This is a genomic window from Pullulanibacillus camelliae (assembly GCF_014642655.1).
Lineage (GTDB): Bacteria > Bacillota > Bacilli > Bacillales > Sporolactobacillaceae > Pullulanibacillus > Pullulanibacillus camelliae.
The window spans coordinates 146,109-162,440 of the sequence record NZ_BMIR01000005.1; the positions used below are offsets into that span (position 1 = coordinate 146,109).

Here is a 16,332-nt window from a genome sequence, read left to right on the forward strand (position 1 = left end):
AGCACTTTCATTAGGGAGGAATGATGGATGGATATCCAAGGCACCTATAAACCAGGTCTTGAAGGTGTTATTGCATCAGAAACTGAAGTATCCTACCTAGATGTAGAAGCAGAAGAAATTGTTATTAAAGGTTATGATCTTATTGAACTTGCTGAAAAGAAGGGCTATTTGGATGTTGTCGCGTTATTATTAGAAGATCAGCTGCCAAGTGACACTTACAAAAAAATATTGGAGGAGCGCTTAAAAAACGATTATGGGCTACCAAAAGCCATTTTGTCGATTCTTAAAGCGCTACCTAAGGAGACTCATCCAATGGATGCGCTGCGAACGGGGATGTCAGCATTGAGTGGCTTTGACCCGATTCTTGAGGAACGCACACCAGAAGGAAATCGTGAAAAGGCCTATCGATTGCTTGCAAAGATACCTACGATCGTCGCCAATAGCTATCATCTCCTTCATGATAAAACGCCACTAGCACCTGATGTCTCCTTGTCATTTAGCAGTAATTTTTTATATATGATGACTGGTAAGTATCATGGGGATTTGGAGTCGGAGGTATTTGACCAGTCGCTTGTTGCTTACAGTGAACATGAGATGCCTAATTCCACTTTCACGGCACGGGTCATTGCTTCCACACAGGCTGACATATACGGCGCGCTAACTGGAGCCGTCTCTTCATTAAAAGGACATTTGCATGGCGGAGCAAACGAGGCTGTGATGATGATGCTTTTGGAAGCGGGTACATTAGAGAACTTCAGAAAACTACTCTATGAAAAGTTGCAGAGCAAAGAAAGAATCATGGGATTCGGGCATAGGGTTTATATGAGGAAAATGGACCCGAGGGCAAGCCTGATGAAGCGCGCTCTTAAACGCTTATCGGATGAAAGACAAGATTATCGTTTATTGGATATGTGTATTGCTGGGGAAGAAGTAATGGCGAATGAGAAAGGGTTATATCCCAATTTAGATTACTATGCAGCTCCTGTTTATTATTTGTTGGGGATTCCGATTGAGCTCTACACCCCAGTATTCTTTGCCGCGCGGACGGCGGGGCTTGCTGCCCATGTCATTGAACAGCATAAAAATAATCGTCTCTTTCGACCAAGAGTAAATTATACTGGGCCACGCGGCCTTCACCCATGATGTCAAGAAAGGAATGAACTGGATGGATAAAATAAAACACAATGAAGTCGATCATGTACTTGAAGAGATCGCAGACTATGTAGTCTATAAGAAAATTACAAGTGAAGAAGCGCTGGAGACGGCCCGCTATGTGTTAATGGATACTCTAGGGTGTGGATTTCTGGCTCTGCGTTATCCTGAATGCACAAAGCATCTTGGCCCCATTATTCCGGGTACGGTAGTCCCGAATGGTGTGCGTGTCCCTGGAACAGCTTATGTGCTTGATCCGGTACAGGCTGCCTTCAATATTGGCTGTATGATTCGGTGGCTGGATTATAATGATACATGGCTTGCCGCAGAGTGGGGACATCCTTCAGATAACCTCGCAAGCATTCTTGCTGTCGCCGATTATGTTAGTCTTAAGAATCTATCTGAGGGAAGAGCACCCATAAAAATGAGTACCGTGCTCGAAGCCATTGTTAAGGCCCATGAAATCCAAGGCATATTGGCTCTTGAGAACAGCTTGAACCGGCAAGGACTAGATCATGTGTTATTTGTTAAGGTGGCTTCTACTGCTGTAGCAACAGCCTTATTAGGTGGGACTAGAGAGGATGTCATTTCAGCACTGTCACAAGCATGGATTGATAATGCCAGCCTAAGAACGTACCGCCATGCACCGAATACTGGCTCACGTAAATCCTGGGCAGCTGGTGATGCAGCAAGCCGTGCAGTACGTTTAGCCTTAATGACAATGAAGGGGGAAATGGGTTATAAAACCGCATTAACCGCCTCAGGTTGGGGCTTTCAAGATGTTTTATTTGATGGGAAGCCGATTACTCTCGCGCGACCACTTGATTCGTACGTTATCGAAAATGTCTTATTTAAAATAGCATATCCTGCTGAATTCCATGCGCAAACGGCATTAGAGGCCGCTATTCAATTACATCCTCAAGTGGTCCATCGTTTAGATGCGATTAACCGTATCACGATAACCACCCATGAATCTGCGTTGCGTATTATTGATAAAACGGGTGAATTGAACAATCCAGCTGATCGGGACCATTGCATTCAATATATAACGGCAGTCGGATTAATCAAAGGGCATCTGACGGCAGATGATTATGAAGATGAGGCTGCTCAGAATCCTTATATCGATCAATTAAGAGACCGAATGGAAATGATCCACCATCCACAATATTCCAAGGATTACCTTGACCCTGACAAGCGTTCCATCGCCAATGCGGTGCAAGTCTTCTTTAATGATGGAACACATACAGAAACCATTGCTGTAGAGTATCCGATTGGGCATCGACAAAGAAGAGCAGAGGGGATTCCTCTCCTGCTAGAGAAATTTTACACTCATGTTCGCACGCGTTTTTCAAATAAGCAGGCTGAGCGGATTTATGCATGCTGTACGGACCAAGAGACATTGGCGGAGACAGCTGTTCCCAGCTTTCTTTCACTTTTAACGACACCTTAAAAGGAGCGGTTTAAGCATGACTTGGATTGTCGAAAAAAACTTAACACAGGAAACACTTGCCGAACGCTTTCGGGCATTAATGAAGGACAATGCCATTTTAAAGATTCCTGGTGCACATGATGGGTTGGCAGCATTGATGGCTAAGCAAGTCGGATTTAAAGCGTTGTATTTGTCAGGAGCTGCCTACACCGCGAGTCGTGGGCTGCCAGACCTTGGTATGATTTATTCTAATGAGGTCGCTGATCGCGCCAGTGAACTCATCAGGGCGACAAACCTTCCAGTTTTAGTTGATATTGATACAGGCTATGGCGGTGTTTTAAATGTCGCACGTACGGCAAAGGAAATGGTAGAGGCGCGAGTCGCTGCCGTTCAAATCGAGGACCAAGAGCTTCCTAAAAAATGTGGCCATTTAAACGGGAAGAAGCTTGTTTCCATAGAAGAAATGATGGAAAAAATCCAAACATTGAAGGAGATTGCCCCATCTTTAATCGTGGTGGCTCGAACGGATGCCAAAGCAATCGAAGGGATCGATCAAGCGATCAGAAGAGCTGAAAAGTATATCGAGGCGGGAGCAGATGCGATTTTTCCAGAAGCCTTTACGACAAAAGAAGAATTCAAACAAGTGAGCTGCGCTCTAAAGGTTCCTCTTTTGGCTAACATGACGGAGTTTGGAAAAACCCCTTATTATACGGCTGAGCAATTTGCTGAATTTGGTTATAGTATGGTCATCTATCCTGTTACCTCGCTTCGGGTCGCTGCTAAGGCGTATGAGTCTGTATTTAAAGCGATTGATGAACAAGGGACACAACGAAGCTATGTCTCTGAGATGCAGACTAGAGAAGAACTCTATCAGACGATTAAACATTATGATTATGAAGGTTTGGATAAGCATATTGAAAAAACAGTATTAAGAGGTATGACGGAGGATGTGAAAGAGTAGCATGCGTTGTATAATAGATCCATATTATCAATACATTTCGGTAGCCAAGGGATATTAGCATGTGACTTTTATCATATCAAGGGCTTTAGCGAAAAAGCCAAGCTTTCTTTATACTATCAGAATGTATAACTTCGCTGACGCTCATAAAGGAAGAGAGTATAAGGCGGGCTTTGACTTTCGCATCAAGGCTTGCGGGCAACCTAAGTGTGTGATTGGCAAAAATCACATCAGGAGTACCAGTGAAGGGGTGCAAGCCAAGTTTTCTAAAAGAAAAGAAAGTATAAAATTTCTGATCATGAGGACGGTGCGGATTTCCGCTCCAGGCCGCTCGCTTTCCGCGGGGGAGTGGTAAGCCTCCTCGCGCCTTTGCACTGCTAAGGTCTTACCGATCTCCACTTCTCGCAGGAGTCTAATCTCCGCATCATGAGTCAGCGGCGCTCGAGGAACACACGATTTTAGAGTGTTCCGAATCGCGCGCCTTGCGCTCCCATCCACTTGATCAGGCAATGAAGCTTCTTTCATATTGGCTGATGCTCTATACCAAGCAAGGAACGGGCATGCTTTTCGCCCGGTTTTTCTTAGAGTTTTTCGGGAAGGGTCATGCTATGAGTCACGATTATGGAAAGTTTACAAACTTAAGATTCAGGGATAAATTAGTGGTGATTATTGGCATTGGCATCATTATCGGCATTGCATTGGCAATCATTTTTGGCTGTTTCTTTTTCGGCATTGTCGGTTTTTTTAGCCTTATTGGTGTGACGTATGATTCTCATATGTCTCTTATTCTTTTTGTTGCCCTCTGTCTTATCATTAATAGTCTGCTTGAAATATTAAGCAAGGGGATTATGACTAAATTGTGGAAAGATAAAAAAGCATCATTGACAAGAGGGGTGTTGGCAGTAGTGATGAATAGCCTTATCATGCTCTATGTTGTTCACAAAATTGATGAGGGGATGAGCAGCATCCAGCTTATTCGATGGGCGGAGTGGGAATTTGTTTTATTGATAACGGTTGTGAATATCGTTTTTAATGAAAAGAAACGGGCGCGCTTGATCAGAGGGAAATGATCGGCCTATTGACAAATTAATTGAACGATGATAATCTTTCTTCTATCGTAAATATTCAAAATATAGATGCTTATCAAGAGTGGCTGAGGGACTGGCCCAGTGACGCCCGGCAACCTGCATGATGTGTAAGGTGCCAAATCCTGCAAAGCAGATGGCTTTGATAGATAAGAAAGTCAAATAGAGCATGCAGGCCTCTTGTTTCAAAAGGGTCTGCATTTTTTGATTGGCTTCTTTTTAGGGATGTCATCGTCACCTCTTGTATAGTGGAGGTTAAGAAAATGAGCGAAAAAGAATATTCCTTTCAAACGCGGCTGCTGCACAACAGCCATAAAGTAGATCCTGAGACCGGAGCGGTGAGTGTGCCGATCCAGCATGCTTCAACCTTCCATCAATTTGATTTTGATACCTATGGGAAATATGATTACAGCCGTTCAGGGAACCCGACACGGGAAGCACTGGAAAATGTCATTGCAGAATTGGAGGGTGGGACGCGAGGATTTGCCTTTGCATCGGGAATGGCGGCTATATCTACAGCCTTGATGCTCCTCTCTCAAGGCGATCATTTATTGATCTCAGATGATGTTTATGGCGGCACCTTTCGGATGGTAACTCAGGTGCTAGAGCGTATGGGAATTGATCATACCTTCGTGGATACGTCAGATATTCATGCTGTTGAATGTGCCATTCGCCCCAATACAAAAGTGATTTATATCGAAACGCCCTCTAATCCTTTGCTAAAGGTGACGAATATTAGAGAGATTGTCGGCTTGGCCAAGGCGTATCATATTTTAACCTTTGTGGATAATACCTTTTTATCTCCGGCATTGCAGCGTCCACTAGAACTGGGGGCAGATGTTGTTTTACACAGTGCCACCAAATTTATCGGCGGTCACAGTGATGTCGTTGCAGGTCTAGCGGTGGTAAAGGATGCCGAGCTTGCTGAACAACTTGGCTTTTTACAAAATGCATTTGGCTCTATATTAGGTGTACAGGACTCATGGCTTGTCTTAAGAGGCTTGAAAACACTACAGGTTAGAATGAAGCAATCTGCTGAATCTGCTCAAATAGTTGCTGATTATCTTGATCAGCATTCTGCTGTGGAAAAGGTGTATTATCCAGGGTTGTCGAAGCACCCGGGGTATGAAGCACATCATGCTCAGGCGGACTCTGGTGGTGCTGTTTTATCCTTTACCTTGAAGGATGAAGAGGCGGTTCGTCAATTTGTTTCTAAGGTAGAAATTCCAGTGTTTTCAGTTAGTCTAGGTGCTGTTGAATCGATTCTGTCCTACCCTGCAAAGATGTCTCATGCAGCAATGCCTAGAGAAGAGCGGGAAAAACGCGGAATTACCGACAGCCTCCTCCGGCTGTCAGTTGGCTTAGAAAGTCCTGAAGACCTGATTAAAGATTTTGAAGCAGCGCTTGTAGAAAGATCACTAGAAGTCCCTAAATAAAAGCTCTCCTAAGTAAAGAGGTTTTGACCTATAATAGAACTAGCACCTACTCATGAATGCTCTGAATGTGTAGGCTGCTAGTTTTTTTCAGTTTTGAACATTTGAGGACAGGAGGAGATCGAGGGATGAAATGCATTTGTGTTTATGCAGCTTCCAACATTGGACGTTACTCAGGCTATAAAAAAGGTGCTCAAGCCTTAGGGCGCATACTGGTCAACAAGGGAATCCGCTTGGTTTATGGAGGCTCTAAAATGGGTTTAATGGGCACTGTTGCTGATGAAGTTTTAAATCAAGGTGGTCAAGCGATTGGTGTGATGCCGCGAAGTTTATTTAATAAAGAAATTAATCATGAGCGGTTGACGCAATTTATAGAGGTGGATACCATGCATGAGCGCAAAGCAAAAATGGGAGAGCTTGCTGAAGGCTTTGTCGCACTTCCTGGTGGTCTAGGCACTTTTGAAGAACTAATTGAAGTATTTAGCTGGTCACAAATTGGTATTCACAAAAAGCCGATTGGTCTCCTCAATATCAATAACTACTTTAGTCCTTTTTTACATATGATTGAAGCAAGTGTGGAGGCAGGCTTTGCTCAGGCGGATATTTTAGAGCTTTTAATTATTGAGGAGGATCCAGAAACGCTTATTGAAAAGATGATGGATTATGAACGTCCGAAGCTGAGTCAGAAACAGCAGTAATTAATAGAAGACAAACTATTCATAGGGACGACTTTTAGAGGAATATAACGGTGTGCCACAGGAAGAGTATTCGAACTGTGGTTTTTTTATACTATCAGATTTATAACTTCGCTGACGCTCATAAAGGAAGAGAGTATGAGTAGGGCTTTGACTTTCGCCATTAAAGCATGGCGACAACTTAAGTGTGTGATTGGCAAAAATCACATCAGGAGGACCAGCGAAGTGGTGCAAGCCAAGTTTTCTTATAACTTCGGGATTGATAGCTTTGTGGCAGACCTTATAAGCCAAGTTTTCTAAAATAATAAGAAAGCATAAAGTTTTGAGGGCTGATTGCAATGGAAGACACTCGCTTTCCGCGGGGGAGTGGTTAGCAGATGTTTAAAGCATGAGAATCTCTGGCTATTTCAATTGCAAAGAAGATGCTATAGAATAGTAAGCGTTTGGTAGCAAAACAGGTTTAACTCTAATCATTATAAAAAAAAGTCTAAAATTGAGCATTTTTGATTGACGTATATTTAGACTAAGTCTAAAATAAAATCTAAGGGGGAATACTCTTGAGCTCAAAAGTTAACCTAACACCCCAACGAAAGGCCATCTATGACGTGATTCGGGAGTCGTCTGATCACCCAACGGCTGCTGAGATCATCGAACGACTTAAGGTTAAGGATTTAAGCTTTGCCTATGGAACGGTTTATAATTCCCTGCGCTATCTCACCGAGGTGGGACTGGTGCATGAGCTTAAATTGGGTGATGCCGCGAGTCGTTATGATGGAAACGTAGATGAGCATCAACACATTCAATGCCAGATTTGTGGCAGAGTCGATGAGGTGTTCACCGACGTCACTAAGGAATGGCTAAATGCGATCGCAAAAGAGACAGATTATACTGTGAAATCACATCAGGTGATTTTAAAAGGGATTTGTCCCCAATGTCGTGAGCAATGAGTACTGTTATATATGTGCCTCGTTGGCGTGTACAAGATGAAGCGATGGTTTAACAGTACTCGAGGATTATATTTACTCTAGGAGGCATAGATCTGATGGTAGACAATAAGAAATTAACAACTGCCACTGGTACACCAGTACATGACAACCAAAATTCGATCACGGCTGGTTCACGTGGCCCAACGTTATTGCAGGATATTCATTTAGTTGAAAAGCTCGCTCATTTTAACCGTGAACGTATCCCAGAGCGGGTCGTACATGCTAAAGGATCTGGTGCCCATGGTTACTTTGAAGTAACCAATGAAATGACAAAATATACTAAGGCGAAGTTTTTATCGGATCGTGGTCTACGCACACCGCTATTTATTCGTTTTTCAACAGTGGCGGGTGAAAAGGGCTCCGCTGATACAGAACGTGATCCTCGTGGATTCGCTGTGAAGTTTTACACTGAAGAAGGCAATTATGATCTTGTTGGGAATAATACACCGATTTTCTTCATCAGAGATGCGATTAAATTCCCGGATTTCATTCATACCCAAAAACGTAATCCGGCGACAAACTTAAAAGATCCAACTGCAGTTTGGGATTTCTGGTCTCTATCTCCTGAATCCTTACACCAAGTGACCTATTTAATGGGAGACCGTGGTATCCCAGCCACTTGGAGAAACATGAACGGCTATGGCAGCCATACTTATAAATGGGTCAATGCTGAAGGTGAAGTTTTCTTTGTGAAATATCATTTTAAAACAGACCAAGGCATCAAAAACATGACATCGGAAGAAGCCGCTAAGATTGCAGGAATTGATCCTGATTTCCATACTCGCGATCTTTATGCAGCGATTGAAGATGGCAATTTCCCTTCATGGACACTTTATGTACAAATCATGCCTGAGGCAGAAGCTTATACTTATCACATCGATCCATTTGATGTGACTAAAATCTGGCCACATAGTGATTATCCACTCATCGAAGTAGGTAAAATGGTGCTGAATAAAAATCCAGAAAACTACTTTGCAGAAGTGGAACAAGCAGCTTTTTCACCAGGCAACTTTGTACCAGGTATTGAAGCCTCACCAGATAAAATGCTTCAGGGGCGGCTATTTGCCTATGCAGATGCTCATCGTTATCGTTTAACAGGGAATTACGAACAGCTTCCTATTAACCGTGCCAAAAATGAAGTGAACAACTATCAGCGTGATGGTGTCATGCGTTTTGATGGCAACGGTGGCGGTTCTGTAAACTATGAACCGAATAGCTTTGGTGGGCCAAAAGAGTCTCCAGCAGATAGCCCAGCACCATTTGAAGTGTCAGGCGTCGCTGCCAGTGTGTCTTATGATGCTGATGATCACTACTCCCAAGCTGGCGATTTGTATCGCCTCATGTCTGAGGATGAAAAAGAACGTCTTGTTCAAAACATCATTGGGGGATTAAAGCAGGTTCCAGAAGAAATTCAACAACGGCAAATTGGTCATTTCTTAAAGGCTGATCGTGACTATGGCGAACGTGTTGCAAAAGCTCTAGGGTTAACTGTAAAAGCTTAATAGCTTTAGAGTATAAGAGAAAAAAAGTGTCGTAAAAGCTTGAATCAGCTTTTGCGACACTTTTTTAAATAATAAGGAAGTATAACCTTTTGCTGCTAATTCTTAGGGATAAACCGATGGTATGTATTAAAACGCCTACAGCTTTTGTTAAAAGGAGCTAGCCCTTTGTTAAGTTGAAATGCGCTTTTGTGACGCTTACTCCTAGATTCGGAAGCTTGCCCCGTGGTTTTGTTCTCTATTTGTTCACTTCGCGTTTTATTTGTTATTTTTGCTGAGGCATTTGTTAAAATTTGCGGATAGTTATGGGCTTGGTCCCAATTGGAAAGATAAATAGTTATTCCCAAGTTGGCTGAAGGAGTGCGAGTGGAAAGCGAAGTGTTTTGACGGAACACTTCATGACTCACTCAAAAAGTCGAACGCATCCCTTCGAAAGGTTGAATGCGTCCGACTTCTCTATGAGCTAAACTTTTGTCCTAGGTTCTTTCAGTTTACTCCTTTTGCTAATGTGTTAATAAGAGTCGGTGCTATGGCCTTTTTGTTCCGCTTCTTGTACCGCTTGCTCTGCTTTAGCTTTCATACTCAGCATGTGTTTTTCAAGCCCTTCTTTAACACGACGGCCATAATCCTCATCGCATTTTGTGAAATGCTCAATCATTTTTTCTTGTATAATACTGCGGCAATCAGCTAAAGCACTTACCAGATTCGAAATTAAGTCGTTGCGTTCGACATCATCAAGCTCGCGATAGGCGTTGCCTGCTTGCTCATAATCATTGGTTCTGTCAAGTGTTTCTCGGACAAGATTGCCTTCAACATGAGGGGTGTAATCCTTGTCACTATCTGAATATTCCTTTAGCCCATCAATATTCGATGGCTCATAATTGATGTGCGGATTGGATTGACCTGCGGTATCGACTTCATACTCCATGTCACCGCCTTGTTGATTGGTTGCGACATGCTTTTTCGGTGCGTTGATTGGTAATTGCAAATAGTTGGTTCCAACACGATAGCGTTGCGTATCAGAGTATGAGAAGGTACGTCCTTGCAGCATTTTGTCATCTGAAAAGTCAAGACCGTCAACCAAAACGCCCGTTCCAAAAGCAGCTTGTTCTACTTCTGCAAAATAATTTTCTGGGTTTTTATTGAGGACCATTTTTCCAACTGGATACCAAGGAAATTGATCCTTTGGCCAGATTTTTGTATCATCTAAAGGATCAAAATTAAGCTCAGGGTGTTCATCATCACTCATAATTTGCACGAAAAGCTCCCACTCAGGGTAATCTCCTCGTTCAATGGCTTCATATAAATCTTGTGTTGCATGATTGAAATTGTTCTTTTGAATCTCGTCGGCCTCTTTTTGAGTGAGGTTTTTAATGCCTTGCTTCGGTTCCCAATGGTATTTAACAAGCACAGCTTCTCCGTCTTTATTGACCCACTTATAAGTATTGACACCAGAGCCTTGCATTTGTCTGTAATTCGCCGGAATACCCCATGGCGAAAATACTAGCGTGATCATATGCAGTGCTTCTGGCGTGTTACTCAAGAAATCAAACACGCGTTCATTATCTTGAATATTGGTCACGGGATCAGGTTTTAACGCATGAACAAAATCTGGAAATTTAATGGCATCACGAATAAAAAATACTTTAAGGTTATTGCCGACTAAATCCCAGTTGCCTTCTTCTGTGTAAAACTTCACAGCAAAACCACGGGGGTCACGCAGTGTTTCAGGTGAATGATTCCCATGCATGACTGTTGAAAAACGGACAAAAACGGGTGTCTGTTTCCCGGCATCTTGAAAAACCTTTGCTCGAGTGTATTTGGAAATCGGCTCATCGCCTACCTTTCCATATGTTTCAAAATACCCATGAGCTCCGGCTCCACGTGCATGAACGACGCGTTCTGGAATACGCTCACGATCGAAATGGGAGACTTTTTCGATGAATTGATAATTTTCGAGGGTTGCCGGACCGCGATTACCTACTGTGCGCGTATTTTGGTTGTTTTTAATAGGGTGACCTTGGCGGGTGGTTAAAGTATTGGCTGCTTCATTTTCAGTCAAACGGCTATCCCGTGGGCCGCCTTGGCCTGTTACAGAAGTTCCTGTGTCTCCAGACATTTTTTTATCCTTTTTCATATTAACCTCCTTGTTTATGGGAAAAACTACCCATATTATGCTTTAAAGCCTTTAAATTATTCTTAAAGGTAGGAATTCCAGAGAGGTGATCAAGGCTGGCTCTTGTCGTAGGAAAAGAGCGGATTCCAGACATGATTGATGTGCTTGCCTAAAAATACATGGAAGAGGACTGAGAAACGCGGAACACGCAAAGCATCCTTCCATCAACTTCCTGTTTTGTCATGATAGGTTTTTGTTTGACAAGCCAGCTATTGCTTCGATAACCTTATATATAAATGAGAAAAAGGTGATAGTCGTGGCAGTAGTTGAAGACATTCTAAAATTCAATGAGCAATTTGTTAATAATAAAGGCTATGAGCCGTATTTGGCGAATGTTTTACCAAAGAAGAAGCTGGGGATTGTGACATGTATGGATTCCCGCTTGATCGAGCTGCTCCCTCAAGCTTTGAATATCAAAAATGGGGATGCTAAAGTGATCAAAACAGCTGGAGCTATCATTCGCGACCCTTATGATAGCGTGATGAAAAGCCTTTTGGTTGCGATTTATCAGCTCACAGTAGAGGAAGTCCTGATCATTGGTCATCATGGCTGTGGAATGGACGGTCTTCATGGAAAAACCGTATTAGAAAATGCTGAAAAAAGAGGGGTAAAAGCTTCAACACTTAGTAAATCCCCAGAGGAACTCGGTCACTGGCTATCGGGGTTTGAATCTGTAGAGGAAAGCGTCGCACAAAGCGTTGACATTGTAAGACATCATCCTTTACTTCCAGAAAACATTTTAGTTCATGGACTTGTTATTTCTCCTGAAACAGGCAAATTAGATGTCGTTTCTTTAGATCAACAAGAGGTGTGAATGATAAAACACAAGGCTCTCTTAAGTTTAAAAACTTAAGAGAGCCTTTTTTGAAAGAAAAGAAAGTATAAAATTTCTGGTCATGAGGACGGTGCGCGATTCCGCTCCAGTCAGCTCGCTTTCCTCATATCCACACGATATGGGTAGGGTCGGCGTTAGACGCACCATCGAGGTCCCCGAAAAGTGTTCTTTACTTTTTTTTGGGGGGGCCTTGAGTTGCTCGCTTCGGTGTTATCACATGGATGTGATGTTTTTAGCCGATCGTCCTTAGTGGCCTCAGCTCATTTTGGAATGGCCTTCTCTGTGTTCCAAAATGGATCTTCGGACACGCGCTGTTCCCGCTGGAGTCTCGCGCCTTGCGCTCCAATCCACTTGACCAGGCAATGAAGCCCATTTCATATTGGATGATGCTCTATACCAAGCAAGGAACGGGTATGCTCTTTGCCCAGTTCTCTATATCCAATCGGGTTAACCGTTAGGATGAGGAAGTAAAGATTCCCACATTCTATCTTAGGACAACCTTTCATATAAATAAACTAAGCACGATGATTTAGAATTGCTTAGGAGGATGAAGTCCATCATGCTCAATCGAATGTTGATCGGTTTTTGTTGTGTTGCTGTTCTTTTTTGTGTAATGAAAGTCTTTGCTTTTCCAAACGAAGCTCCTTTCCCTTCGCAAAAACAACAGGTTAACGAGATTGATAAGGAGGTCAAACAGAAAGTCGCCTCGTTAGATAAAAAGACGAAGTCAAATGAAGATGACAAAAGCGATGCGCAGGCTACACCGTCACATAATCCACCTGCGGTTGCTGCAAATGGGCAAGAAGGGGCAACGGCTTTGGCTGTCGGTGATTCCGTACCTTCTGTTGAAATGGAAAGTCTAAACGGTGAGCACATTAATTTGTCTGATTATAAAGGCAAAACCGTGGTGTTAAATTATTTCGGTTCATGGTGTGATCCTTGTAAAGGAGAAACCACTGATCTTGTAGATTTTTATAATCAAGCGTCCCATGCTGATTTTGTCATGTTTCAAGTGGATGCCTTCTACTATGAGATGAATGGTAAAAAGGATGTGGAAGCCTTTGCTAATCATTACCATGTGCCATTCACCATTCTGTTAGATAAAGATAAGCAATTCAAGTCGCAGTTTGGGGTATCCATGATCCCAACAACAATTATCATTGACAAGCAAGGGAATATCGATCAAGTCCATATTGGACCGGTCTCTGCCAATTGGCTTAAGAACCATATTTAAAATTAGGCTAAGTCCCTTGATAAGACAAATTATAAATGGAAAATAAATGAATAAAATGAAGCGGGTAGAAGTTTTCCTAATAAATTTCATGGGGGATAAAACATGATCAACCTGCTTCAAAATATAGAGACTACTAAGTGGTATTTAAACATCATTCGTCAAGGGTTGAAACCAGCACAGCATCCCAAAAAAGTCATTGTCATTGGGGCTGGAATTGCTGGACTGGTTACGAGCTCTCTTCTAAAAAAAGCGGGTCATCAGGTTACATTGATAGAGGCTAGAACGAGGGTAGGGGGGCGTGTCTTTACAATGCGCTCGCCTTTTACCTCGGGCTTGTATATGGACATGGGCGCAATGAGAATCTCCGAGAATCACAAGTTAACATTGGAATATATTAAGAAGTTTTCTCTGCCATTAAATGAATTTATCAATGGATCGGATAATGACCTTTTATTTGTTAACGGTATTAAAACACGTTATAAACACTACAAGCGTCACCCCGCTATTTTAAACTTCCCAGTTACCCCGCAAGAGCAACAACAAACTGCTACTGAACTGCTTCAAAATGCTTTATCGCCATTGCTGCAGCAAATTGAAACGTCACAGGACTCATTGGATCAACTCATTAAACAGTTTGATAGCTATTCTGTAATGGATTATTTAAGGCATAATCCATTCAATGTTCACCTCTCACAAGGGGCATTAGATATGATTGAAGTGCTTTTGGATGTTGAAGCCTTTTCAACGCTTTCCTTCTTAGAAATTTTTAATCAATATCTGATGCTCATCTGCATTAACCCCGGCGTGTTTTATGAAATTGAAGGGGGCAATGATCGACTTCCACAATGCTTTTTGCCGGAGCTTGACGCCTCGTTACTTCTTAATAAAAGAGTGGTCCGTATTGCGATGGACGGTGAAAAGGTTTTTGTTTCGATGACGTCCACTGATGGTGGCGAGACGACGACCTTAGCTTGTAATGACGTTGTGATGACGGTTCCGCTACCGGTTTTACAATTCATTAATATCACGCCTCGCCATTTGTTTTCTTATGAAAAATGGAAGGTCATCCAATCCGTTCATTATGGTGCGGCGATGAAAATTGCGATTGAATTTAAAGAGCGCTTCTGGGAGAAAGAAGGATTAGAGGGTGGAAAGGCGGTGAGCGATTTACCCATTCGCTTTACCTATTATCCAAGTCATTCTATACCTGGGACAAAACACGGTGTAATTTTAGCAAGCTATACATGGGAGAATGACACCTTGCCTTGGGAAGGGCTTGATGAGAAAGAAAGAATAAGACTGGCATTAGACAATCTCGCACAATTGCATGGACATAAAATCTATGACTTATTTGTCACAGGTGCCAGTTATAGCTGGCTTCAAGATCCTTGGGCAGCAGGTGGGTTTTCTGCTTATCAACCCGGCAACCGTCTTCGGTTTGGAAAGGCATGTACACAGCCGGAACAACATATTCATTTTGCCGGTGAACATGCCTCCAGTCATCCTGCTTGGATAGAGGGAGCGGTTGAATCGGGCATAAGGACGGCTTTAGAAATTCATGAGAAGGACTAGTTTTTGGAGGGGGGGCTGCCTGCCACCGCTCCCTACATATTAGCTTGGCGAGCAAAGCTACCCGAACTTAGCTTGAAGGCGACAAAGACAGAGGTCAAGCCTTCTATAGCCGCTAATAGCGTGCTAAGATTTACAAAATATTAATCTTTCTTTAATGCTGCTTTACAATAGCTTCATATCAGGTTAACGAATCCCCTTTAACATATGGGCTGTAAGATAAAACAGGCTATAAAAGGGGATGTAATGAAAGATGAAGAAATGGTTAGCATTTGCCATGATAGCTATTGTTCTTGTTATAGCGACGGCATGCGGAAGTCAGTCGAATTCGAGTGGGGATAAAAGCTCCAGCAATGCCGAAGCAAAAAGTAAAGATGATTCCTCGTCAGTATCCGGACAAATCATTGTCGGAGGTTCAACAGCATTACAGCCTCTTGCCGAAGCTGCAAAAGAAGGCTTCAATCAAAAATATCCAGATGCTCAAGTCCAAATTCAAGGTGGGGGAAGTGGAACAGGGCTTAGCAATGTAACTAATGGAAGTTTTAATATCGGTATGTCAGATATCTTTGCTGAGTCAGCTTCTGATATTCCAGCTGATCAGCTCGTTGATCATAAAGTGGCCGTTGTTGCCATGACGGCTGCTGTAAATAAAGACGCTGGTGTGACCAATCTTTCTCAGGATGATTTAATCAAAGTCTTTACAGGTAAAGTGACCAACTGGAAAGAGGTTGGTGGTAATGATGTCAAAATCACATTAGTGAATCGCCCGGATGGCTCTGGGACAAGAGCCACTTTTGATGAATTTGCATTAAAAGGTGCAACGCCTGCAAAGGGTATTGAACAGGATGCCAGTGATACAGTTAAGAAAATCATTTCAACGACGAAAGGCGCTGTAGGTTATCTCGCTTTATCTTACTTCGATGACTCTGATGACAGTGTTGTCGCAATGAGTTTAGATGGTGTCAAGCCGACAGTAGAAAATGTGCAAACTGGTAAATTCCCAGTTTGGGCTTATGAACACATGTATACAAAAGGTGAACCAAAAGGTGTAGCCAAAGCCTTTATCGACTATATGCTCAGTGACGATGTCCAAGGTAGCTTAGTGGAAAAGCAAGGTTATCTTCCAGTGACAAAAATGATGGTCGAACGTGATGCCTCAGGTAAGCAAACGGATAAATAATAACAATTGAATAGAATGACGAACTCTAGCAAACCATCCTAAGTGTGTGATGGTTTGCTCACGTTCTTATTCAAAGCTTGAAGTAGAGAAAGTGAGGCATT

The 16,332-nt window shown here is 42.6% G+C and carries 13 protein-coding genes and 1 riboswitch; of the genes, 12 read left to right on the forward strand and 1 reads right to left on the reverse strand.

What is annotated here, in order from left to right:
• Nucleotides 1-27: 27 nt before the first annotated feature.
• The 8 genes from mmgD to IEW82_RS07340 all read left to right on the forward strand — a co-directional run bounded on the left by mmgD (nucleotide 28) and on the right by IEW82_RS07340 (nucleotide 9,240).
• The gene (gene mmgD, locus IEW82_RS07305) at nucleotides 28-1,143 is read left to right on the forward strand and encodes a citrate synthase (protein ID WP_188691518.1); all 1,116 of its coding nucleotides are present in this window, start codon (nucleotides 28-30) and stop codon (nucleotides 1,141-1,143) included.
• A gap of 22 nt (nucleotides 1,144-1,165) precedes the next feature.
• Entirely contained in the window at nucleotides 1,166-2,602 is a 1,437-nt protein-coding gene (locus IEW82_RS07310; RefSeq protein WP_188691522.1) for a bifunctional 2-methylcitrate dehydratase/aconitate hydratase, read from the forward strand.
• Nucleotides 2,603-2,618: 16 nt separating this feature from the next.
• Nucleotides 2,619-3,542: a methylisocitrate lyase gene (gene prpB / locus IEW82_RS07315; protein WP_188691525.1), complete on the forward strand. Its 924-nt coding sequence runs from the start codon at nucleotides 2,619-2,621 to the stop codon at nucleotides 3,540-3,542.
• Between the two features lie 605 nt (nucleotides 3,543-4,147).
• Entirely contained in the window at nucleotides 4,148-4,609 is a 462-nt protein-coding gene (locus IEW82_RS07320) for a YrvL family regulatory protein (RefSeq protein ID WP_188691528.1), read from the forward strand.
• Between the two features lie 67 nt (nucleotides 4,610-4,676).
• Nucleotides 4,677-4,780: riboswitch (SAM riboswitch) on the forward strand.
• Between the two features lie 107 nt (nucleotides 4,781-4,887).
• On the forward strand, nucleotides 4,888-6,060 hold the full coding sequence (gene metC, locus IEW82_RS07325; RefSeq protein ID WP_188691530.1) for a cystathionine beta-lyase: 1,173 nt from the start codon (nucleotides 4,888-4,890) through the stop codon (nucleotides 6,058-6,060).
• A gap of 125 nt (nucleotides 6,061-6,185) precedes the next feature.
• Nucleotides 6,186-6,755: an LOG family protein gene (locus IEW82_RS07330; protein WP_188691533.1), complete on the forward strand. Its 570-nt coding sequence runs from the start codon at nucleotides 6,186-6,188 to the stop codon at nucleotides 6,753-6,755.
• Nucleotides 6,756-7,309: 554 nt separating this feature from the next.
• Nucleotides 7,310-7,699 carry a Fur family transcriptional regulator gene (locus IEW82_RS07335; protein WP_188691536.1) on the forward strand — a complete coding sequence of 130 codons (390 nt, stop codon included), beginning with the start codon at nucleotides 7,310-7,312 and terminating at the stop codon, nucleotides 7,697-7,699.
• Between the two features lie 95 nt (nucleotides 7,700-7,794).
• Nucleotides 7,795-9,240: a catalase gene (locus IEW82_RS07340; protein WP_188691539.1), complete on the forward strand. Its 1,446-nt coding sequence runs from the start codon at nucleotides 7,795-7,797 to the stop codon at nucleotides 9,238-9,240.
• Nucleotides 9,241-9,748: 508 nt separating this feature from the next.
• Here the strand turns inward: IEW82_RS07340 and IEW82_RS07345 are convergent.
• On the reverse strand, nucleotides 9,749-11,374 hold the full coding sequence (locus tag IEW82_RS07345; RefSeq protein ID WP_188691542.1) for a catalase: 1,626 nt from the start codon (nucleotides 11,372-11,374) through the stop codon (nucleotides 9,749-9,751).
• Nucleotides 11,375-11,669: 295 nt separating this feature from the next.
• On the opposite strand from IEW82_RS07345, the gene IEW82_RS07350 reads away from it, so the two are divergent.
• The 4 genes from IEW82_RS07350 to IEW82_RS07365 all read left to right on the forward strand — a co-directional run bounded on the left by IEW82_RS07350 (nucleotide 11,670) and on the right by IEW82_RS07365 (nucleotide 16,231).
• Nucleotides 11,670-12,227 (forward strand): beta-class carbonic anhydrase, encoded by a 558-nt coding sequence (locus IEW82_RS07350; RefSeq protein ID WP_188691545.1) that lies wholly within the window; start codon nucleotides 11,670-11,672, stop codon nucleotides 12,225-12,227.
• Between the two features lie 580 nt (nucleotides 12,228-12,807).
• Complete coding sequence (locus IEW82_RS07355; RefSeq protein ID WP_188691548.1) at nucleotides 12,808-13,482, forward strand: TlpA family protein disulfide reductase; 675 nt, start codon at nucleotides 12,808-12,810, stop codon at nucleotides 13,480-13,482.
• Nucleotides 13,483-13,584: 102 nt separating this feature from the next.
• The gene (locus tag IEW82_RS07360; RefSeq protein ID WP_188691552.1) at nucleotides 13,585-15,054 is read left to right on the forward strand and encodes a flavin monoamine oxidase family protein; all 1,470 of its coding nucleotides are present in this window, start codon (nucleotides 13,585-13,587) and stop codon (nucleotides 15,052-15,054) included.
• A 250-nt stretch (nucleotides 15,055-15,304) separates the two neighbouring features.
• On the forward strand, nucleotides 15,305-16,231 hold the full coding sequence (locus IEW82_RS07365; protein ID WP_188691555.1) for a phosphate ABC transporter substrate-binding protein: 927 nt from the start codon (nucleotides 15,305-15,307) through the stop codon (nucleotides 16,229-16,231).
• Nucleotides 16,232-16,332 lie beyond the last annotated feature (101 nt).